Raw genomic sequence first — 23,403 nt, 5'->3', positions numbered from 1 at the left:
TGATAAAAATCATAAAAACTAATCTTTTTATTCTTTTTAATATTAAAAATTAGCTAAAAATTGTACTTGTTTGTATATTTTCTATCATATTGAGCATATAATGAACTAATTTAGGGTGTTTATATGGATTTCTTGGATAGGATAGGAAATTATGGATTATTTAACACTAAGGACTTTTAAAAGAACCCTTTTATCTCTTGCCATTGCCAGTTGTTTATCTCCAATCTCGGCTTTAGCTACAAATAATTATTTAGGCGTAAATACCAATCATCCCTCTGACAGTAATTATCAAGGAAGAGGAGCTACAGGCACAGATGCTATCACCTTAGGTAAAAGTGCGAAAGCCGAAAATGAAGCCAGTATCAGTATTGGACCTTCTGCCCTGACAAAGGGAAGTAATTCCCTCGCCATTGGCCGTTCTGCTAGGGTTGGTAGTTCTTCTAGTTTAGCAATCAATAATAGTGTTGCTATTGGCTACAATTCATCCGTTAATATTAATAATTCAATTGCACTTGGCTATAATTCATCAATTAAGGTCAGTGATGTATTAAGTAATAAACGTTCATATTTTCTCGAAAACCACAGTTCTGATAATTTAAATGATAGTGGTCAAGGTATCGTATCAGTGGGGACCTCAGATGGAAATATTAAACGCCGTATAATAGGCGTTGCAGGTGGGTATAACGATTATGATGCAGCCAACGTAAAACAAGTAAAATCCGCTGTGCGTTATATTTCCATTCAATCAGATAATACAGGTGATCTAAATTACGATGGAAAAGGAGCTACAGGACTAGATGCTATTGCGATAGGTAAACGTGCATCATCAGTTGCACGAGAGGGGCTTAGTTTTGGGGTGGGTGCCAGAACCAATGGGGAGTCTTCTATTGCTATTGGATCTGGTGCTCTCGTTGGAGAGACTACAACAACACATCGCTCAATTGCATTTGGGCAAAATGCAAAGGCAAATCTACAAAACTCACTTGCTCTAGGCTATAACTCAGTTGTGCAAACTGCCGATGTTTTAGCTGCAAATACCCATTCTTATTTTCTCGAAAACCACGGTTCAGACGTATTAAATGATAGTGGTCAAGGTATTGTGTCATTTGGTACTGCCAATGGAAGCATAAAACGCCGGCTAATAGGTGTCGCAGGTGGGTATAACGATTACGATGCAGCCAACGTAAAACAAGTAAAATCTGCTGTGCGTTATATTTCTTTTAAATCTGATAATACCGGTGATGCAAACTACTATCGTAATGGTGCAACAGGTGCAGACTCAATTGCAATTGGTAAAGGTGCATCATCTGCTGGAGGAGAAAGTTTAAGCTTTGGTATAGATGCTCAAGCTAAAGAACAAGGTTCTCTAGCAATTGGTAGAAGTGCTATTTCTCATAAACAATATGGGCTTACATTGGGATATCAAGCAGCAACTCGAGAGGTTGAGGGAGTAGCGCTCGGTCGCGGTGCTGCAACCCATAATCAAAAATCTATTGCACTAGGTTCAGACTCACAAGATCAAAATTATAATCAAAATAGTCGAGGTGCATTTTTAAATCACAATCCAAGTAAGATCAATCAATATACCGAAAATAATGATAAGAATAATGGTGTCCTTTCAATTGGCAATAATAGTTTAAAACGCCGAATCATTCATTTGGCTGCGGGTTCAGATAACACAGATGCAGTTAATGTAGAACAGCTGACTTATGCGACACGTTATTATGGAGTAAATACTCCAGTTGATACCAATAATCCAAACTATCGAGGCAAGGGGGCATCAGGTGAATATGCGATTGCTATTGGTAGTGCCGCTCAGGGTAAAGGTCGTTTTAGTTTAGCAGTGGGTGACAATGCGATTGCAATGGGTGAAAAATCTGTGGCATTAGGTTATGGAGCCCAAGCTAAGCTAAATGGCGGTGTTGCAATAGGCGATTATGCTATAGCAAGTAATGCCAACTCTGTGGCACTGGGACGAAATTCCGTCGATGAAAGCTACAACCAAAATACCCGAGCTATTTTCCTGAATGCGAAAGCAGGGATTGAGAATGATCAAAGTGAGGCGAATGCAGATATCACTAATGGGGTAGTATCAATAGGGCATCATGGGCTCCGCCGTCGTATTGTGCACGTCGCTGGAGGGGCGGGTGACTATGATGCAGCCAATATTAGACAATTGACTTATGCAACCCGTTATTATGGTGTGAATAGTCATGTTGAGCCAAATAATGCGAACTATAGAGGTAAAGGTGCATCGGGTGCAGATGCGATTGCCATAGGGCGGAGCGCAGAGGCGAAAGGCACATCAGCAGTCTCAATTGGTGATGGCGCTATTGTAAGTGCTGAAAAAGGGGTTGCGTTAGGTTATGGCGCCAAAGTGCACAACAATGCGGGGATCGCCATTGGTGATTATGCGATTGCTCACCACAGATACTCGGTATCGTTAGGTTTCCATTCTCAAGATGAAAATTACACGACGAATACTAAAGCACTTTTTTTAAATCCTAATGCTGGTGTTGTGAATAACCACAGTGAAGAAAATGCAGATGTCGCAAATGGTGTTGTTTCGCTTGGTAACGGGAGTTTAAGACGCAGAATCCTACATGTTGCAGGTGGTGCGAATGATTATGAAGCAGCGAATATCAAACAGCTGACTTATGCAACCCGTTATTATGGTGTGAATAGTCATGTTGATACCAATAATCCAAACTATCGAGGTAAAGGCGCATCGGGTACAGATGCGATTGCCATAGGGCGGAGCGCAGAGGCGAAAGGCACATCAGCAGTCTCAATTGGTGATGGCGCTATTGTAAGTGCTGAAAAAGGGGTTGCGTTAGGTTATGGCGCCAAAGTGCACAACAATGCGGGGATCGCCATTGGTGATTATGCGATTGCTCACCACAGATACTCGGTATCGTTAGGTTTCCATTCTCAAGATGAAAATTACACGACGAATACTAAAGCACTTTTTTTAAATCCTAATGCTGGTGTTGTGAATAACCACAGTGAAGAAAATGCAGATGTCGCAAATGGTGTTGTTTCGCTTGGTAACGGGAGTTTAAGACGCAGAATCCTACATGTTGCAGGTGGTGCGAATGATTATGAAGCAGCGAATATCAAACAGCTGACTTATGCAACCCGTTATTATGGTGTGAATAGTCATGTTGATACCAATAATCCAAACTATCGAGGTAAAGGCGCATCGGGTACAGATGCGATTGCCATAGGGCGGAGCGCAGAGGCGAAAGGCACATCAGCAGTCTCAATTGGTGATGGCGCTATTGTAAGTGCTGAAAAAGGGGTTGCGTTAGGTTATGGCGCCAAAGTGCACAACAATGCGGGGATCGCCATTGGTGATTATGCGATTGCTCACCACAGATACTCGGTATCGTTAGGTTTCCATTCTCAAGATGAAAATTACACGACGAATACTAAAGCACTTTTTTTAAATCCTAATGCTGGTGTTGTGAATAACCACAGTGAAGAAAATGCAGATGTCGCAAATGGTGTTGTTTCGCTTGGTAACGGGAGTTTAAGACGCAGAATCCTACATGTTGCAGGCGGTGCGAATGATTATGAAGCAGCGAATATCAAACAGTTGACTTATGCAACCCGTTATTATGGTGTGAATAGTCATGTTGATCCAAATAATGCGAACTATCGAGGCAAGGGTGCATCGGGTGCAGATGCGATTGCCATTGGTAGTATGGCTCAAGCTAAAGCTCGCTTCAGTATCGCTTTTGGTGATTCTGCTATTGCAAATAATGCCGAGACTATTGCAATTGGCCATAGTGCTAGAGTCAGTAGTGATAATGCGCTTGCAATCGGGTCAAATGCAGTGAGTGAAGCTAAAAACTCAATTGCTTTAGGTTTCAATAGTGCTGTTATGACATCTGATCTCACAAATGATGCTGCTTATCTCAGTAATGAATCAGTAAATGATATAGGTAATGGGGTTTTATCTGTGGGTAAACGTGGTCAATTTTATCGCAGAATTGTTGGGGTTGCAGGTGGTACTCACGATAATGATGCAGTGAATGTGAAACAACTCAAAGCAGTACATTTAAAATTCCAAGGCGATGACACTACAAAAGAAAGCAATCAATTACCAAGTATTAAATTTGATAATGAAGATTTAAGCATTGTAGGTGCAGGTTCTGGAGAACAGAAATTTATCACTACAAAAGCATATGGCAATAAAGTTGAAATTGATTTATCAGACAAAGTGAAAGCTTTATTAAAAGGTGATGCTCATAAGCTTGGTTACAAGGTCAATAGTGTTGCAGGACAACCAGTAGATCTATCAACAGGTCTAAATTTTGTAGCTGCGACCGATACTAATCAGGCAACAGATACACCGAAAAAAGGTATCGAACTCAAAGATAAAGCGAACGGGCAAATTGAATTTGGTTTAGATAAAGATACTTATACAAAAATTCAAAATACGGCGAGTAAAGATGATCTTGCAACAAAAGAAAATAAAATTACTCGTGGAAATCTTAATGGTAATGCGGAAATTTCTGTTACAGGTGCAGGTAAGCTAATTGATAGTGATCTGAGTTTGTCTCTTAAAGAAGGTGCTATTGCGGAAAGTAAATTAAATGATGCTCTGAAACAAAAAATTAATTTGCTCGAAACCGTTGAGGGTAGTGGAAGTATTCAAGTAGCTTCTGATCAAACAAATACTACTGGTGGTAAAAAATTTGTTGTGTCATTGAAAGTTGATGAGCTTATCAATGAATTGACTAACGCCAGTGCAGGTTTGAAATTTAAAGGCAATACAGATCCAACAATCAGTAAAACCCTAGGTCAAACTTTGGTGATAAAAGGGGAAACTTCAGAAAATTCAACCGCACTTGAGAGTGCAGCAGATAACTTATTTGTTGTTGCAAATAACGATGAATTAGTGATTAAACTTGCTAAAGCATTGAAAGGCATTCAATCCATTGCTAGCGAAGCGAAAGTTGATGGTAAAGCAGCAACAACAGTTTCGCTCACTGAAAATGGGGTTGAGATTGCAACAACTAAAGCTGGCGAAACTACACCTCATAAAATCATTATTGGTAAAGATGGTAAAATCACTGGTTTAGAAAAAGGTACTGTGAGTGATACTTCTACTGATGCGATCAATGGTGGGCAATTAAATGCACTTTTAGTGAAATTGGGTAAATTCACTATTCAGAATGGTATTGTTACTCTTGAGATTCCAGCACTCACTTCAGTGGCAGACGCTGATAAAAATCCTGCGACGATGAGCGATGCAATCACTGCATTGGACAAAGCATTAGGTAATGTCGCTAATAATATAGGTAAAGCAAGCTTTAGCTATAAGGCAAATGGTGGTAGTGCTTTAACTACTACACTAGATACTGGTTTAAATTTTGTGAATGGCACAAATACCGTTACAACTGTTGCAGAAGATGGTGTGGTTACAGTTGATGTAGCGAAAAGCTTGAAAGGCTTAACGTCTGTGGAAACCGTTGATAACGGCAACAAATCTACTTTGACAGCGCAAGGATTACAAACTGAGGGGAATGGTCATAGTTCTAATTTAACTAACAAGTCTTTAACCTTTAATAATGGTAATAATCAACCTACATTAGTAGTTGATGGTGAAAATCGCCGTATTACAGGTTTAGCACCAATTTTAGAAGGTGCAACAGACGCTGAAAAATTGGCTAACTTGAATAAGTTAAAAGCAGACAAGGCTACAGAGAAATTAAACTCAGCAGCTTCGGTAAGTGATTTAGCTGCTATTGCTTCTGCAATGACTAACCAAGGTCTCAGTTTTGAAGGCGATGATAAGCAAAAAATTGACCGCACTTTAGGATCTACTTTGAAATTAACTGGCGAAGGTGATTTGACAGGTGATACTGCAGCAGGAAACCTGAAAGTCGAAAAAAATGCGACGAACGATGGTTTAGAAATTAAGTTAGCTAAAGATCTTGTAGATCTTTCTTCTGCGGTATTTAAAAAGGACGGTGATCAAACTAAATTAGACGCTTCTGGTGTGACTGTGGGCGATCCAAATTCGCAAGATAATAAGGCTAATGCTCAATTGACGAAACAAGGTCTGACGATCAATGGTAAAGATGGTAAATCTGTCATTGGTATTGGCGGCAAAGATCAAAATGGCGAAACCAAACCAGAAATTGCTTTTGCAAAAGATGATGATGGTAAGGGAACCGGTATAGTTTCAGGTCTTAAAGATCTTGATGATAAGTCAGATGGTTCTTTAGCGGCAAATAAAAACTATGTGGATAAAAAAGTACAAGATATCAATGAGTTAGTAGATAAAGGCTTAACTTTTGGAGCAGATGATAAACAAGGTAAACAGGCATTGGGTTCAACCCTCGAAGTGAAATCTGCTAAAGTAGAAATCAAAAAAGGCGAACAATCTTTTGTTGGTAAAAACTTAACTACCAGTTACACCATTGATAATGCCGGTAATGGCACGATTTCGGTGGCATTGAATGAACGTCCCGAATTTAAAGAAGTCACGTTAAAATCAGACGATAGCAAATCAGCTACGAAAGTCGGCACTATTGGTCTTGAAATTAGTGATGAAAAAGGCGATAAAACCACGTTAGTGCATAATAAGTTACACTTTGCTAATAACAAAGGTGTAGTTGATGGCTTGCAAGATGTTGCAGATGATGCTGATGGTTCAACGGCAATCAACAAAAATTATGTTGATCATATTCAGAACAATGTGCCATTTGAATATGCTGATAGCGAAACTGGCAAAAAACTCGTTTATGTTGATTATGTCAGCGGTGATGGTAAAGCTATCAATGGCTACTATGCAGTAGAAAATGTACGTCCAAATGGTAAGTTAAAACCGGGTGTAGAGCTAGCATCTGCGGTAGATGATGAGAAAGTTGTGCTTCGTCCTGCAAATAATAGAACACGTATTATTAGCAATGTGAAAGCTGGGGAGAAAGACACTGACGCAGTCAATGTGAAACAGTTGAAGGATGTTAAAGCCGAAGGATTGAACTTTGCAGGCAATGATACTGCTAAAGGCGACGAAGTGCATCGCAATCTAGGTCAAACCTTAACAATTAAAGGTGAAGAAAACACGAGTGGTGATAAATTCAATAGTACCACGACTGCGACAGGCAACATTAAAGTTGAAGCAGATAAAACAAACCATACGTTATCTATTAAATTATCAGATAAACTCAAAGGCTTGAAATCTGTTACGACAGAAAGCGATAAAGGTTCAGCTGAAATGACCGGTGAGGGGATAACAATCAAAGATAAACAAGGTGATGTGAAAGTGGCGATTAAGTCAGGTGCGACACCATCGTTGGAGTTTGCGAGAGATAAAGATGGTAATGGCTCTGGTATGATTTCTGGCTTGAAAGCACCAACAAAAGCAGATGATGCGGTGAATAAACGTTATGTTGACCAACTTCAACAAAATCATCAAAAACAGATTATGGCAATTGACAACCGAGTCACTCAACTTGCGAAAGATGTGAATTCGATGAATCGTGATTTACGTGCGGGTATTGCGGGAGCAACGGCGATTGCCAACTTACCACAAGCTTTAAGACAAGGGCAATCAATGGGCTCGATTGCAGTGGGTTCATATCGTGGACAATCTTCTGTAGCCGTAGGGTTAAGCCGAGTATCTGATAATGGCAATATTAGCTTTAAAGCTTCAGGTAGTGCAGATACACAGGGTCATATCAACATCGGTGCTGGTGTAGGTTGGGCTTGGTAAGTTTAATAGTAGAAAAGAAAAATGGCTGAGTGATCTCAGCCATTTTTTATCTGTTTTAGTTAGATGATAAATTACGCCCTTTGGTTTCAGGGGTAAAATATAAGGCAATGACTGAAACAAGCGACATCGCCGCTAAGTAAGCTCCTACGCTAATCAGACCGTAGTTTGCATTGAGTTTGACAGAGAAAATTGTAAATACACTTCCACCTACAATCCCTGCCACAGTGTAAGATAGTGCTGCACCAGAATAACGCACTTCAGTTGGAAATAATTCGGGTAGCATCACAGCCATTGGTCCGAAAGTCAAACCTTGAACAATAAAGCCTAATGCCAAGAATAAGAAAATACTGGTTGGCGTCCCGTCGCCTAAAAAGAGCGGTAACATTAAGCCAAAAATTGCGGTGGCTAGTGTTGACCAAAGTAACAAGTTTTTGCGACCAAATTTTTCTGCGTAGATACCAGATAAAGCAATGGAAATTGCGAAAATCACAGATGTGATCAACAAGTAAGAGGTAAACATATTCGCTGGTAATCCAAGCCCAAGTGCGTGACCTGCTTCGGATACAGTTGGGGCATTTTTCACATAAAGTTGAGCAAACGCCACTAATATGTAAAACAGCACATAGCCTGAGCTAGCGATTAACACGCCTAAGGTAAAAGGACGCAAATGAGTACTGAGTAAGGATTTTACTGGCACAGTTTGTTTTCTGCCTTGTTCTGTCGCCTCTAAGAATACTTGGCTTTCTTCGAGCTTAGCTCGCATATACAGCCCAATAACAACTAACACAATGGAAGATAAAAACGGAATTCGCCAAGCCCATTCTAACATTGCTTGTTGTCCCCAAATTGCACCCACTAAGAAAAATGCGCCGTTAGCAAGCAACAGGCCGATAGGTGCGCCAAGTTGAGGGAAAATACCAAACCAAGAGCGTTTGTCTGTTGGTGCATTTTCTACCGCAACTAATGCAGCCCCTGCCCATTCGCCACCTAATCCAATGCCTTGTCCCACACGACACAAGCAAAGCAAAATGGTCGCCCAAATACCAATATCAGAATAGGTTGGGAGTAAACCAATCAAAATGGTTGAGAAGCCCATTAACAATAAAGAGGCAACTAACATTTTTTTACGCCCAACTTTATCGCCAAAATGTCCAAATAATACTGCACCTACCGGACGTGCGAAAAAGGTCAGTGCAAGAGTAGAAAGTGCGGCAAGATCATTCGACATTGCATCTTCGCTGTTAAAAAATTGGTGGTTAAAAATTAACACCGCGGCCATTGCATAAATATAATTATCAAAATATTCGATTGCAGTGCCGACCATCGTCGCAACAGCAACTTTACGCGGATTATTACGCATTCCCTAGCAACTCCTGAACTGTTTTTGTGATGTTATTTGATTGTGCGATAGCGGAAATGACAGCTACGCCATTAGCACCACGTTGACGTAGCTCTCCTGCACTTTGAGCAGTGACACCACCAATTGCCACGATTGGCTTATCGATCCCATTCTGGCGAATCGTAGAAATGAATTCGACACCTACAACAGGTTTTGGATCTTCTTTTGATTGGGTTGGGAAAATGGGACCCGTGCCGAAATAATCAATAAGCGGGTTAGCTTGTGCGGCAAGCCCTTGATTAAGGGTATTGACGGAGGTGCCAATAAAACATTTGCTATGACAAAGTGCGGCAACATCGGCGACTGCCATATCTGTTTGCCCAACGTGAATACCGTCAGCCCCAATTTCAATCGCCAGTTGCACGTCATCATTCACCACAAAAGGCACATTGTATTGACGACAAAGATCGCGACATTTCATCGCAAGTTCTTTCACTTTTACTGGATCTTGTAAGGACTTTTTACCTTTTTCGCGGAATTGATAACAGGTGATCCCCGCTTTTAATGCCTGTTCTAAAATCCTCAATAGATTTTCAGCAGGATCTCCCCCTGTATTCGGGCAGTCTTGTGTGCCTGCGATAAAATACAGTCGCATTGCTTGTTCAATTTTGTTCATATACATCCTTTCAAAACGTTGTGTTTTTTGACCGCACTTTTGTGCAAATTCGATTTATTTTTCCACTTTGGAATAGGCCCAATGGTTTGTCGGTCCGTGTCCGTGACCAATGTTTAATGGATCACTAATCGCTGCGGTAATAAACGCCTTTGCGGTTTTTACTGCATCAACAATAGAATTACCTTTCGCTAATTCAGCCGCTAGACAAGCTGAGAAGGTACAGCCTGTACCGTGAGTATGTTTCGTCGGGAAACGTGGGCTGTCTAAGAAAAAGGTTTCGGTTGGGGTGAAAATCCAGTCACGACAAACGCTGCTTTGTGAATCTTCAGTGTGACCGCCTTTAATCACGATATTTTTTGCGCCCATTTGCTGTAATAAGGTTGCCGCCTCAAGTGCGGTCTTATCATCCACAATTTTAATGCCTGTTAAGGCTTCTGCCTCAGGTAGGTTTGGTGTAATCACTTCTGCCATTGGCACTAAATGCTGTTTCAACGCATTCACTGCATTTTGTTGTAATAACGGTGCCCCACCTTTTGCAATCATTACGGGGTCTAATACCATTTTGCCAAACTGGTATTTTTTCAGTGCATTCGCCACACATTCGATAATTTCTGCCGTGCCTAACATTCCGATTTTAAATGCCGAAATGTGGAAATCGTCCGCAATAGCTTTCAGCTGTGCTTCAATCGTCGTTAATGGAACCGGGTGAATATCAAACACACCCAACGTGTTTTGTGCAGTAATGGCGGTAATCGCCGAAGTACCAAACACACCACGCATTTGGAAGGTTTTTAAGTCCGCTTGGATACCCGCACCGCCACCGCTATCAGAGCCTGCGATGGTTAAGGCTTGTGCAATATTACTCATAAGATACTCTCGCTAATTGTGAAATTTGTTCTGGGGAAATACTGGCTAATTGATCTAATAAGCCCACATAAAATTGTCCGTGTTGTGTATCGCTTAATTGTTTAGCAGCTAACTCGCCAGCTAAGGCATAAGTCGTACAACCTTCAACCATGGCATCAAAATATTCTTCAGGTTTCGCTACTGCTAAAAACGCACCACAAACTGCACTTAATAAGCAACCTGATGCCGTAATCTTCGGGAATAGTGGTGTGCCGTTGTGAATTTGTACATGGCGTTTGCCATCACTTAAATAGTCCGTTTCACCGCTGATCATCACTACACAGTGATATTTTTCAGCAACAATGCGAGCAATTTCTGCGACATTAGCATTGCCGTTGCCTGCATCCACACCTTTCGCTTTCCAGTCCACATCTGCAATTGTGGCTAACTCGCCGGCATTGCCACGAATTGTGGCAAATTTCACTTCTTTTAATAACGTAGCGACAGTTTGTTTACGGAAACGGGTTGCTCCCACTCCCACGGGATCCAACACAACTGGAATACCCACTTGGTTTGCTGTTTTACCCGCTAACACCATTGCAGCGACTTCTTTCCCCATTAAGGTGCCGATATTAATCACCAATGCATTGCTAATACGTGGCACTTCCTCCATTTCTTCAATCGCAGCAGACATTAACGGCGAAGCCCCAATCGCAAGCAATCCATTGGCAGAGAAGTTTGCAGCCACCACATTGGTAATGTTGTGGATGAGAGGGTTTTGAGATTTGATTTTTTGTAGGTATTTTGGTTTTAACATATTGGTTGTACTTTTGTTTTGTGATGTTTTAGTTTTATCAGTTTAGTTCTATCGGGTTTCGCACGATGTGCGACCTACTTTTTCTTTGCTTGTGCAAAGCAAAGGTAGGCAAAAAGAAAACAGACCCGACTAAGTTGCTTTTCCTCATTTCAAAGCCATTTTCTTAACGGAAAATAAGTTGTCTTCACTTCGCTACGCAACCTTATTTTCCTAAAAATGCCTTTTCCATTCGGGCAACTTACACGGGGCCTCGTTTTATCGAGTTTTTTAATTAAAAGTGCGATGACTTTTAACCGAATTTAAATTGTTCTTTAAAATCAGATTTATTTTCTTTTATTCCCTTATTTTTCGCCGTAGCGGTTGCGTTTACTTTTGAGAACAACTTTCCTTGTTTGAGCTTGCGAAGCAAGTGAGTTTGGAAAGTTAGTTCCAAAAGTTAGCAATAAGCGAAGGGAAAAGAAAAATCAGGGTCGCCTTTCTTTGCTTACTTTCTTTGGCGAAGCAAAGAAAGTAAGAAGCTATTTCACTTCTACCGCATAATCACTCAACGGTTTAACCACTTTCGTTAAGCCATTTTCTTTCAAAAATTCCGCCATTCTTTCATAGCGGTGGCTGTCTAACGCTCTTGGACGTAAGGCTAAACGAGGTAGAGTATCTTTCCACGCTAAACGGTTGAGGTCGTTATCTAATTCTTTTGGTTTGTACGCCACGAATGATTTCCACGCATCGTCAGGGTGGTTCATAGTGTAAATGGTAGCTTGCTCAAGTGCGGTTAAAAATTTGCTAATTTTTTCTTTTGTCATTGATGTTTTGTTTGCCACTAAAATTAACTCATCATATACCGGCACCCCGTTTTCCTCCGGATAGAACGCGCGACCTGGTTGTTTTTCTAATTGCATTTGGTTTAATTCAAAGTTACGGAAACCGCCGACCACAGCGTCCACTTGACCGCTAATCACAGACGGGGAAAGTGACCAGTTGACGTTCACCATTTCCACATCTTTGCTAGTCAAACCTGCGGACTTCAACATGGCTTTTAACAATGAGTCTTCAAAGCCACTCACTGAATAACCAATTTTTTTGCCTTTTAAATCGGCTAGGGTTTTGATGTCACTTTTTTCTAACACAATCAACGTATTTAATGGCGTTGCTACTAAGGTGCCAACACGAGTGAGCGGTAAATCTTCTGCCACTTGGATTTGTAACTGTGGTTGGTAATCAACGGCTAAATCCGCTTTACCTGCCGCCACTAATTTTGGCGGTAGAGAAGGATCGGCAGGCTCAACAATTTCAACCTCTAAGCCATGTTGTTCAAAATAACCTTTTTGTTGTGCCACGATAATGGCTGCGTGATCTGGGTTTACAAACCAATCGAGCAATAAAGTTAATTTTTCTTTGGCAGATACAGAAAGGCTCACGCCCATTGCGAGCGCAACTGTAAGCGTATTTTTCACGATGTTTTGCATGTATTTGTCTCCTTTTTTCTTGTTAGCTTAAATCTAATCCCATTTGCCAAAATGCAGATTCCATACGGGTTGCGGTATTAAAAATCTGTTGTAATTTAGCAAGTTGTGTATCGGTTAAACCTGCACATAACGCATCTAATGCTTCAATTGCATTTTGTGCAGCAGTTTGAAATTCCTCACCTGAATAAGCATCAATCCATGCCTGATACGGGTTGTTTTCGGGGCTTACACCACTTTCTACGATGTGTTTTGCAATCACTGCATAACCAATAGCGCAAGGGGCGATAGCAGTATAAAGCTCAGCTAGACCGCCAGTCATTCCAGCGTCTAACACATAACGTGTGTAAGCCACACAAGCGGCAGATTCTTCAGTGCTGAATAACGTTTTTTCATCAATTCCCCAGTTTCCACAGAATTGAATATGTAATTGAATTTCGTGCAACAATGCACCGATTGCCTCGTGAGCCGTTTTCATTTGGGCAAAATTTTCGGCTTTATAAATACCCAATGACAGTGCACGGTTGTATTGAAACAGGAATAAATAATCTTGCTTTAGATAATGTTGGAAACAGGCTTTCGGCAACGTGCCATTTGCCAGTTGTTGAACAAAGGTGTGATGCACATACTCTTGCCAATATTGCCCTGCATTGTTGATAAGTTGTTGTGTTGTTGACATCGTTGTATTCCTTTTTGATTTTGTTTATTCCTTTTCTTTGTTTCGCCAAAGAAAAGGAACCTAATTCACTAATGATGAAAGTGCGGTTGTTTTTTCAAAAATTGTTAAGCTATTCTTTTGACTGATTATTTTAAAAACCTCACCCAAGGTAGCCATTTGTTCAGTAAATAATCCACGTTGAAATACAAACACAAGCTGATAATCATTAAAACGAATAACGCCGCAAACATTAAATCCACTTGCATTCTAGCGTTAGCGTGGAGCATTAAATAGCCGAGTCCCTGTGATGAACCAACCCACTCGCCGACAATCGCCCCGATAGGTGCTACGGATACTGCAATGCGTAAGCCTGATGCAAAAGAGGGCAATGCAGCGGGTAATCTCACTTTAAATAACATCGGAAGCAGTGATATTTGCATGGTTTTTGCCAGCTCTAACCATTGGTTTGGTGTGTTGCGTAAGCCGTCATAACAAGCAGCGGTAACAGGGAAATAAATAATCAGCACCGTCATTACGATTTTGGAAGCTAACCCATAGCCAAACCACAGCACCAATAACGGTGCGATCGCAAAAACAGGAATGGCTTGCGAAATGACTAATAACGGTAATAAAAATGCGGATAAATGGCGCGATAAACTCAAAAGTAGAGCGGAAATCAGCCCTAATGTGACGCCTAAAAATAGCCCTAGCCCAATTTCTAATAAGGTCACTTGTGCGTGTTCCCACAATAAATCGTAGCGGCTAGCAAGTTGGTCGAAAACTTCGGTAGGTGGTGGCAACATATAGCGTGGAACATCAAAAAAACTGACCGCACTTTGCCATAATCCAAGCAATAATAATGAAAGTAGCGTGACTTTAAGGAGCGTTTTGATTTGCATTATTCCGCCCCTTTCATTAACTGAGTAAGTAAATGCTGCTGCAATTGCCACAAATCATCTTGCACTAATTCACGAGGAGCCGTGCCAGTGGGGGCGATTTTCTCTGAAAGCGTCGCGGGATAATTTTGTAACACATAGATTTCATCACTTAATCGAATCGCCTCTTGCGGATCATGGGTGATTAATAAAACGGTCTTGTGTTTTAGCAACTCACAAGCGAGATTTTGCAATTGCAAACGGGTGACGGCGTCCAATGCCGAAAAAGGTTCATCCATTAAAACAATTTCTGCGTCTTGCATTAATGTACGGGCAAGGGCGACACGCTGTCTTTGTCCACCAGATAAATGATAACAAGCCTTGTGTTGGTGCATATCCATTTTGACCGCAGCTAACAACTGCTGTGCTTGGGTTTGTGTTTCTAACGTTTTTGAATGGGTTAGATGTTGAGCCAATTGAACGTTATCAATGACAGACAACCAAGGATATAACGCATCTTGTTGTGCCATATAGCTGATTTTTTCATTATGCGGAAAACAAATCTCCCCTTGCGCTTTCGCCTCATTCTCAAGCCCTGCAATAGCGCGCAACAATGTGGATTTTCCCACACCAGAAGCACCCAAAATACTTGTCCACTTTCCTTTAGGTAAAGCAAAATCAAACCCTAAGAACAAAGGTTCTTGGTTATAGGTCAATGTGAGTGAACGAATTTCAACTGCATTCATTGTATTAACAATAAATTAATTAGCGTTGAAATAGGAATAAGCGAGATAAGGAAGTTGAAAAAATCAAAGAAAATGAAAGTGTTCGCATAATTAGTTTCCTACGTCAGTATTAGCTGTATCAGGTTCACGGGTATCATCTCAGCTTTACGTTTTACCAACGTAAGGCACCCCGACTAAAGTGCGATAAGACTACCTTACTCTACTAAAAAGAGAAGATATTTGTTAAAGAAATGTGATCTTTGTCACGTTATTAATTTATATTGCGGCTATTTGTTGTCTATTTTTTCTTCAATTTTAACCACTTGCAAGCGTTCTACTTCTACATCATTGTGTAACAGTTCGACGTTTGGCATGACTTTGTTGGCTTTGGCGGAGAGGTCTTTGAAACGTTCAACTTTGCCGACTAAGCCTTGTTGACCAACTAGAGCCGTCACGGTGTTGTTATAGTGCGAACTTACAGTGGAAAGTGTGTTACCGAGCTTGCTAAGACGCTCCGCAACGACGCAAATTTGATTGTAAATTTCTCCAGCACGAGCACTGATTTCTTTTGCTTCTGCATTGCCACGTTCGATACGCCATAAGTTTGCCACTGTGCGTAAAATTGGCATTAAAGTGGTGTGCGACACTAGAATCACATTTTTCTCATAGCCATAATTAAATAGGCTTGGATCCATTTTCATGGCTTCGATATAGGCAGGCTCAACGGCAATAAACATCAGCACAAAATTCGGGCTACGCATTCCAATCAAGTTGCTGTAATCTTTGCGCGACAGATCATCTATGTGATTTTTAATCGCTTTGATATGTTCACGTAGTTTGCTCTGACGCAGTATTTCATCATCAGAATTGACCGCACTTTCATAGGCTACCAACGACATTTTGCTGTCGATAATCAAATGTTTGTTATCTGGTAAATTCAAGATGAAATCAGGGTAATTGTGTTTGCCTTCGCTGTCTTTAAAATGCGCTTGTGCTTCGTAATGTTCGCCTTCAATCAAGCCCGCTAATTGTAACGCACGTTCTAATTGCACCTCACCCCAATTACCTAAGGTTTTCTTTTCACCTTTTAGCGCAGACGCCAGATTATCCGCTTGTTGAGACATATTTAAGCCAATATCCAACACTTTTTTGATTTCCGCTTCTAAACCCGCATTGCCTTTTACTGACTCAGAATGAATTTCATTCACTCGTTTTTGAAAACCCTCAATTTGCTCACGAAATGGCTTGAGCAAACTGTCCAATGCGGTTTGATTGCTTTGGCTAAAGCTACGGCTTTTTTCTTCTAAAATACGGTTGGCGAGATTTTGAAATTCTGTGCTTAGTTGTTGCTTACTTTGCTCAATATTTTGTTGTTGCTCGGCAAAGTTTTTTTCTTTTTCCGCTAGTGTGGTTTTTAGCTCAGTAAATTCTTGTGAAAGTACGGTCAATTTTTCCACTAATTCACGATTCTCTTGCTCTTTGCGATAGAAATTGCTTTGGCTATGTTCAAGTTGTTTTTCTAAACTTTCCGCTTGCGCAGAAGCAATGCCAAAGCGTTCTTTAAGTGCGGTGATTTTTTCTGAAATTTCATTATGACGAGCTTGTTCTTCATCAAGTTCTTTTTGCAAATACCCTAACTTTTCATCACGTTCAATCAAACGCACTTGTAACCCTTCCGCATTAGTTTGATATTTCACCACTGCTTGTTCAAGTTGGCTTTTGGTTTGTTGCAATGCTTCAAATTTGCTTAATAATTGATTGAAATCTTCGATGGTTTTATTGAGATCTTGTTGCAATTCTTGGCTGTCACGTTTACGACGCGCGCTGATAAACAATAAAATGACACAACAAAAAGTCAGAGCACCAATAATCAGCAGGGATTGTGAGGCGGTCAGTTCAAATAGCATAAAGTCTTTCCATAAGTTTAACGAAGGATTAAAGTATAAAGGAAAGTGGCGGATTTATCCTAACAGGTTATAATCTTTTTTATTTATCAGGTTGGCTTATGTCTCATTCCCAATTTTACCTTGCCTCAAGTAGCCCACGTCGTGCACAGATTTTGCAAAATCTCGGCTTTAAATTTGACGTGTTTTGCTGCGATATTGATGAAACGCCGCTAGCGAATGAAAAGGGCGCGGATTATGTATTGCGTATGGCGATTGAGAAAAATCACGCAGCACGCCAAAAGTGGCAACAGGAAAAACTTGCGAAAAATGTACCGCACTTGCCCTTTCTTTCTGCGGATACCTCAGTGATTTTAGATGATAACATTTTAGGCAAGCCAGAAAATGAAACTGATGCAGCACAGATGTTGCGTGCGTTGTCAGGCAGAGCACATCAGGTGATTACGGCGATTTGTGTTGCGAATGATCAGCAAATGAAAACAGCAGTGCAAATCAGCAAAGTACATTTTAAAACCTTAACGGAAAATGAGATTCAAGGCTATATCGCAACAGGCGAACCGATGGATAAAGCAGGTGCTTATGGGATTCAGCAATTAGGCGGTGCGTTTATTGAGCATATTGAGGGCAGTTTTACGGGTGTAATGGGGTTGCCTGTGTTTGAAAGCGTGGCATTATTGAAGACGTTTGGGGTAGAATTGTTTTAATTTAACTGAGGAACACCAATGAGCGAACGCCTTTTTCAACATACAAAACAAGAAGAACATTGCCCCGTTTGCAACGCTTTATTGCAGGTCAAACAGGGTAAAAAAGGCTTGTTTTTAGGTTGTAGCGCGTACCCTGCTTGTGATTATTTAAGACCTTTACAATCACATTCTGAAAGCAAAATTCTGAAAGTGTTAGAACAGCAATGTCCAGAATGCCAGTATCCGTTAGTATTAAAACAAGGACATTTTGGTATGTTCATTGGCTGCAGCAATTACCCAGAATGTCATTTTGTAGTTCACGATGAACCAGAGGAGCAGGCGCAAGAAACGGTTCCTTGTCCTGAATGCCAAAAAGGCGAATTGGTGGCACGTCGTGGGCGTCAAGGCAAAGTGTTTTATGGTTGTAATCGCTATCCTCAATGTAAATTTACGTTACCTAGTAAGCCGTATTTAGTGGCTTGTCCTGCGTGTGAAAGCCCAGTTTGTACATTGAAAAAAGAAACGGAAACTCACCGCACTTTTCAATGTGCGAATAAAAGTTGTCGCTATATTTTTGACTCGGAAATTTAATTTTAATGAATATTGAACAAATCGTTGCACAACTTAAACAAAATGACGTTGTGGCTTATCCCACAGAAGCTGTATTTGGTTTAGGTTGTAACCCAAATAGCGAAAGTGCGGTGCAAAAATTATTAGTTCTGAAACAACGTCCAATTGAGAAAGGGCTGATTTTGGTTGCACCTCATTTAGACTTTTTATTGCCCTTTATTGAGACCGCAAATTTTGATGAGCAACACTGGCAACGCTTGCAGACACAATATGATCGCCCAATCACTTGGGTCGTGCCCGCAAAAAGTAGTACGCCAAAATTTTTAACTGGACAATTCGACAGCATTGCGGTGCGTTTATGTCAGCACGATGCGGTGAAGCAACTCTGTGAGCAAGCGGGCTTTGCGTTAACTTCAACTAGTGCCAATCTCACCACTTTGCCACCTTGCCGTAGCGCACAAGAAGTGCGAGCGCAATTTGGTGAGGATTTTCCTGTGTTAGATTTACCCGTTGGCAGTGCGACGAATCCGTCTGAGATCCGCGATCTTTTTACTCATCAACTTTTTAGGCAAGGTTAAACTATGGATACATATGCGGTGTGGGGCAACCCAATTGCACAAAGCAAGTCACCACAAATTCACAAAATTTTTGCTGAGCAAACTCAACAGCAAATAGAATATGTGGCAATGCTCGGCGATGAACAAGATTTTGAACAGCAGTTGCGTGTCTTTTTTGATAAAGGAGCGCAAGGCTGCAATATCACTGCCCCCTTTAAGGAGCGAGCTTTTCAGTTAGCAGATATTCACAGCGAACGTTGTTTGACAGCTGAAGCTTGTAACACTTTGAAAAAGTTAGATGACGGACGTTTATATGCTGATAATACAGATGGTGCGGGCTTAGTCAGTGATTTACAACGTTTAGGTTGGCTCAAACCTGAGCAAACACTTCTGATTTTAGGCGCAGGTGGGGCAACAAAAGGTGTGTTACTGCCCCTATTACAAGCTAAACAACATATTGTGTTAGCGAACCGCACATTAAGTAAGGCAGAAGATTTAGCACAAAAATTTGCCCAATATGGCAAGATCGAGGCTGTTGAATTGGTCGATATTCCATTGCAAAAATTTGATTTAATCATTAATGCGACGTCCTCGGGCTTACACGGACAGACCGTCAACGTCAATCCAGAAATTTTGCAAAAAGCCACCGCACTTTACGATATGCAATACGCCAAGGATATCGACACGCCATTTATTGCACTTTGTAAGCGGTTAGGTAAGCAAAACATCAGCGATGGCTTTGGTATGCTTGTTGCGCAAGCTGCACACTCTTTTGAATTGTGGCGAGGAGTGATGCCAGAGTTTGAATTGTTGCTAGATAGAAAGCTAGTTTAACTTTATTACTTATCTGATGATTATTGATTACTTTGCTAGCTGTTAAAATGATAAATTTTCTATTTCTCTGATTATTACTTAATAATTTATAATAAAAGCTAAATTGCGTAACACATGCTCTCGTTTTTTGTTGCTGCCAGCGCACATTAGTATAGCGCATTAGAAATGATTTACCCCTCCTCGACATCCGAAATCTGACACCGAAAGAAGAACTGTATATCCAGTACGGACTTCGGGTGCTCATCCTCACTTCTGCTGTAAAAAAAGCGGGTCTAGTCTCAAAAATCGAAGAAATTAACGCTTTGCACGACTGAAAACCTGAGTTGGACTGTGAGATTATTTATAGCGTCGTTTTAATCGAATCAATCCTTCACTCATGAACAAGAGCATGGAGATCATTAAACAAATAAAGAGTGGAATAGTTTCACTATCCAGTTGCTCACCAATTAAAAATGATACAAATAGCATCATAATCGGTTCAGCATAGCCTAATAAGCCGAGTACGTTAATAGGCAGTAAGCTACTGGCAACAATATAAGTATTGAGTGCAACACCACTGATTAAACCAAGTAAAACCAGTAACCATAAAATGTTTGGGTTGACTTGTTGTACTGCGTTAAGATCGACTTGTAAAGCGAAATAGATACAAACTGGCAATAATAAGCTCATTTCGATACAAAAACCTGCAAGATCGTTAATTTTGAGTATTTTACGCGTAGCAAAATAAGTGCTGTAGCCGAAACTGACTAAAAGAGCCTCCCACGAAAGCCCACCCTTTAAAATAATATTGGAAAACACACCAATAGCCGCAATGACGACAGCAAAAAATTTAATCCTTGAAATATGTTCTTTGAAAATAATGCGTCCAGTTAAGACCATGACTAAAGGTAAAAGTAAGTAACCAAAAGACACGCTTAGCGCACTGCCGTTATTAGGTGCCCATAGAAATAACCAGATTTGAATCCCCATCATCGCCGAGTTAAATAAAAAGCCTAAAATTAACAGAGGTTGCGGTTTAATACGTTCAAAATAATGTAGAAGTGCTTGTTTTTGTTTAAATAAAAACACAGCAGCAATGACGAAAGGTAGAGTGAAAATAATACGAAACCCAAATATATCCTCACCACCGAGAGGCTGAAGAAGCGTTGAGAAATAATAGAGATAGCCAAATAGCACTGAGGCTGACAGTGAAAGCAGAATGCCTTTTACCATTTTATTGCTCCAATAAGGTATCAACTTTTCTAGATAGAGGGAATTTAGAGCCTACCTTATTTTTAAAATAAATTCATTATTTCTTTGTATTCTTAAATTTTTTGATTAAAATCTTTTTTTTTATTAAAAAATAAGTGGGATGACTATGTCAATCAAATTTAATAAATTAGGTCTATTATGGCTATTTCCTATGCTTTCTTTAGCAAATTCGGCCTCATTAGATGAAATCAGTGTATTAGATACAGTAATAAATAATAAGGCTAATCTAAGTGGCTTATCGTCTAATGTCGTACTATCAAAAGAAAAATTGTCACAAACAAGTTCGGATACTTTAGGTGATGCATTACGAAATGTAACGGGCGTGCAAAATAATTATTTCGGTCCAAATTCTGGACGTCCAATTATTCGTGGTTTATCAGGACAGCGTGTTCAAATCATGCAAAATGATATTCCATTACAAGATATGGCGGCTGTTTCTGGTAACCTTGCTACCTCGGCTAATCTTGCTTCTGTAAAAGAGATCCAGATTATCAAAAGTGGTGTCGCCTCTGTATTATATGGGGGCAAAAGTATTGGCGGAGCAGTGAATTTAAATAATGATTCGATTCCATATACTATAGCAGAGAAACCTTTTAGTGGAGAAATTGAATGGCAACAAGGGTTTAATGCACTAAATACTTATAAGGTACAATTAAAAGGGAATAATAAATCACATGTTGCTTGGTATTTTGATGCATCATTAAGTGAAATCTCTTCTCGTAAAATCCCGAGTCGAAGTAAAGATGGTATTTGTTATGACTATGACTATTTGAAAACAAATACAGAATTACGCCGCCAGTGTCAGGTGGATATTGAAAAAACTGCTTCAATCAACCCTAAGTATTTTAAATATATTAGTCAGTTTTATTTAGATCATTATAAAGATCCTGATTATGGACTATCTGAAGGTGACAAATATACTAATATGTCGGGTGGTGGAAATAAACCAAATCCAGAATATGTGCAAGGTAGCCCCTATTACGCTGAAAAATTTGGCCCACTCACAGAATATGTGCCTAATCTCGATGGGCGTATTCCAAACTCACAGTTGAGAACTAAGCAAATCACATTGGGAACAAGTTATATCTATGATAAAGGTTATATTGGGGCCGCATTATCTCATTTTAATACTCGTTATGGTGTACCCGGTTTTGCATATTTAACTAGCCGTACACCAACAAAACGTACCTATTTGCCTATTTCTGTGACGAATGAAACGAATAGATTGAATGTGAAAGGAATACGCTTATCTTCTTCTAAGTTAATAGCTAAAGCAGAGTTACACTTAAATTTTCAGAAAAGCCATGATAAAGAATGGTTAGGTATACATTTATCTAATGGTTTGAAATCTTATAGTGATTATTACCGTTTGAGTTTTGATCACCAACCGCTCTTTAATCATCATTTAGTTGGTTCTTTTGGTACGGAATGGAATAAACAAAAAGTGATGTCAAGTGGAAAAGACAGCTATTTACCAAATGTGAATACAGATACTAAAGGTTTATTCGTTCTTGAGAAAATAGAATGGTCCCCTTTTGTGATTGAAATTGGGCAACGTTGGGATAAAGTGAAGTATGTGGTAGATACGACAAATCGTATTACATCTGGTGGTAAAGGCGGTGCTTATTCCAAAAGTAGAGCCTTTCTTGTTCAAAATTCACATGCAGGATTTTTATTTCAACCAATGGATGCTTGGTATTTAAGACTACAACGTAGTTGGCAAGAAAGGGCTCCGGAAATAAATGAACTATATGCTGATAATAACCATTATGCTTTATTAATTGAAGAAAATGGGGATGGTCGTCTGAAAAACGAGAAGAGCCGTAATTGGGAAATTTCAACTGGTATAAATTGGGAGCAACTTAGTGCTGAGTTGACTTGGTTCCGTCGAGATTTCAGTCAATTTAACTATTTAGGTTATACGGGTATTTCCAGATCAGGACTCGTAGTGAAAGAATGGCGACAAGCACCTTTACAAATGAATGGTCTTGAGCTGGATTTAACTTATCAACATAGCACTAATAATTTTGGTGATTTTACATGGCACTTTTTTACTGACTATGTCCAAAATAAATTAAAATTAGATTCTAATCATATTGATACAAAAAGAATTGGTTATTTGCCATATCTTCCTACTTCTAGAGTAGGAGGCGATCTCACTGTACAGTGGCAGCGTTGGAAAAGCTTTGCTTCCATAGTGCATTACTTAAAACAAAAACGTGTAACAAAAGAAGTGGATGATGAATTACCAGTAAAAAACTTTACACTTGTGGATCTGGGTTTATCTTATGTTTATCCGCTTAATCAAGCTGAACTAGAAGTATCATTTCATATTCAGAACCTCACAAATAGAGAGGCAAGATTGAATAATTCACAACTTCGTTTCCTTGCGCCTTTACCTGGTCGAAACGCACGTTTAGGTGTGAAATTAATGTTCTAAGCTAAACGATATAATAAGAAAATAAAGGTAGTA

The 23,403-nt window shown here is 40.0% G+C and carries 16 protein-coding genes and 1 riboswitch; of the genes, 6 read left to right on the top strand and 10 right to left on the bottom strand.

Annotated features, from left to right (window positions below; all coding sequences use genetic code 11):
• Positions 1-151 precede the first annotated feature (151 nt).
• Complete coding sequence (locus CKV78_RS07910; RefSeq protein WP_095075299.1) at positions 152-7,732, top strand: YadA-like family protein; 7,581 nt, start codon at positions 152-154, stop codon at positions 7,730-7,732.
• Positions 7,733-7,787: 55 nt separating this feature from the next.
• On the opposite strand, the gene CKV78_RS07905 is transcribed toward CKV78_RS07910, so the two are convergent.
• The 9 genes from CKV78_RS07905 to rmuC form a co-directional block, all read right to left on the bottom strand.
• Complete coding sequence (locus CKV78_RS07905; RefSeq protein WP_005763665.1) at positions 7,788-9,092, bottom strand: MFS transporter; 1,305 nt, start codon at positions 9,090-9,092, stop codon at positions 7,788-7,790.
• On the bottom strand, positions 9,085-9,747 hold the full coding sequence (gene thiE, locus CKV78_RS07900; RefSeq protein WP_032855412.1) for a thiamine phosphate synthase: 663 nt from the start codon (positions 9,745-9,747) through the stop codon (positions 9,085-9,087). Before thiE ends, CKV78_RS07905 begins: the two co-directional genes overlap by 8 nt.
• A 54-nt stretch (positions 9,748-9,801) precedes the next feature.
• The gene (thiD, locus tag CKV78_RS07895) at positions 9,802-10,614 is read right to left on the bottom strand and encodes a bifunctional hydroxymethylpyrimidine kinase/phosphomethylpyrimidine kinase (protein ID WP_005763661.1); all 813 of its coding nucleotides are present in this window, start codon (positions 10,612-10,614) and stop codon (positions 9,802-9,804) included.
• On the bottom strand, positions 10,607-11,410 hold the full coding sequence (gene thiM / locus CKV78_RS07890) for a hydroxyethylthiazole kinase (RefSeq protein WP_005763660.1): 804 nt from the start codon (positions 11,408-11,410) through the stop codon (positions 10,607-10,609). The genes thiD and thiM overlap by 8 nt, the downstream gene beginning before the upstream one ends.
• Positions 11,411-11,928: 518 nt before the next feature.
• Positions 11,929-12,876 (bottom strand): ABC transporter substrate-binding protein, encoded by a 948-nt coding sequence (locus CKV78_RS07885; protein WP_005763657.1) that lies wholly within the window; start codon positions 12,874-12,876, stop codon positions 11,929-11,931.
• A 22-nt stretch (positions 12,877-12,898) separates the two neighbouring features.
• Positions 12,899-13,552, bottom strand: coding sequence for a thiaminase II (tenA, locus tag CKV78_RS07880; protein ID WP_005763656.1), 654 nt, complete (start codon positions 13,550-13,552; stop codon positions 12,899-12,901).
• Between the two features lie 125 nt (positions 13,553-13,677).
• Positions 13,678-14,430: an ABC transporter permease gene (locus CKV78_RS07875; RefSeq protein WP_005763654.1), complete on the bottom strand. Its 753-nt coding sequence runs from the start codon at positions 14,428-14,430 to the stop codon at positions 13,678-13,680.
• A complete protein-coding gene (locus CKV78_RS07870; RefSeq protein WP_005763652.1) occupies positions 14,430-15,152 on the bottom strand; it encodes an ABC transporter ATP-binding protein in 723 nt (240 codons plus the stop codon). The genes CKV78_RS07875 and CKV78_RS07870 overlap by 1 nt, the downstream gene beginning before the upstream one ends.
• A 78-nt stretch (positions 15,153-15,230) precedes the next feature.
• Positions 15,231-15,334, bottom strand: a riboswitch (TPP riboswitch).
• A gap of 84 nt (positions 15,335-15,418) precedes the next feature.
• The gene (gene rmuC / locus CKV78_RS07865) at positions 15,419-17,038 is read right to left on the bottom strand and encodes a DNA recombination protein RmuC (RefSeq protein WP_005763650.1); all 1,620 of its coding nucleotides are present in this window, start codon (positions 17,036-17,038) and stop codon (positions 15,419-15,421) included.
• A 98-nt stretch (positions 17,039-17,136) separates the two neighbouring features.
• On the opposite strand from rmuC, the gene CKV78_RS07860 reads away from it, so the two are divergent.
• From CKV78_RS07860 to aroE, 4 genes are read left to right on the top strand one after another with little or no spacing between them, the layout of a single operon-like run.
• Positions 17,137-17,739 carry a Maf family protein gene (locus CKV78_RS07860; RefSeq protein WP_005763648.1) on the top strand — a complete coding sequence of 201 codons (603 nt, stop codon included), beginning with the start codon at positions 17,137-17,139 and terminating at the stop codon, positions 17,737-17,739.
• Positions 17,740-17,757: 18 nt separating this feature from the next.
• On the top strand, positions 17,758-18,309 hold the full coding sequence (locus CKV78_RS07855) for a DNA topoisomerase family protein (protein WP_005763646.1): 552 nt from the start codon (positions 17,758-17,760) through the stop codon (positions 18,307-18,309).
• A gap of 5 nt (positions 18,310-18,314) precedes the next feature.
• Positions 18,315-18,866: a Sua5/YciO/YrdC/YwlC family protein gene (locus tag CKV78_RS07850; RefSeq protein WP_005763644.1), complete on the top strand. Its 552-nt coding sequence runs from the start codon at positions 18,315-18,317 to the stop codon at positions 18,864-18,866.
• A gap of 3 nt (positions 18,867-18,869) precedes the next feature.
• On the top strand, positions 18,870-19,679 hold the full coding sequence (aroE, locus tag CKV78_RS07845; protein ID WP_005763643.1) for a shikimate dehydrogenase: 810 nt from the start codon (positions 18,870-18,872) through the stop codon (positions 19,677-19,679).
• A gap of 336 nt (positions 19,680-20,015) precedes the next feature.
• On the opposite strand, the gene rarD is transcribed toward aroE, so the two are convergent.
• Positions 20,016-20,891, bottom strand: a complete 876-nt coding sequence (gene rarD, locus CKV78_RS07840; protein WP_005763641.1) for an EamA family transporter RarD — start codon at positions 20,889-20,891, stop codon at positions 20,016-20,018.
• 145 nt (positions 20,892-21,036) lie between these two features.
• Between rarD and CKV78_RS07835 the strand changes: the two genes are divergently transcribed.
• A complete protein-coding gene (locus tag CKV78_RS07835; RefSeq protein ID WP_032855410.1) occupies positions 21,037-23,370 on the top strand; it encodes a TonB-dependent receptor in 2,334 nt (777 codons plus the stop codon).
• Positions 23,371-23,403: the final 33 nt, after the last annotated feature.

Source organism: Pasteurella dagmatis (genome assembly GCF_900186835.1).
Taxonomy (GTDB): domain Bacteria; phylum Pseudomonadota; class Gammaproteobacteria; order Enterobacterales; family Pasteurellaceae; genus Pasteurella; species Pasteurella dagmatis.
The sequence above is the reverse complement of the archived record's forward strand: the minus strand, read 5'-3'. Positions and strand labels throughout refer to the sequence as shown.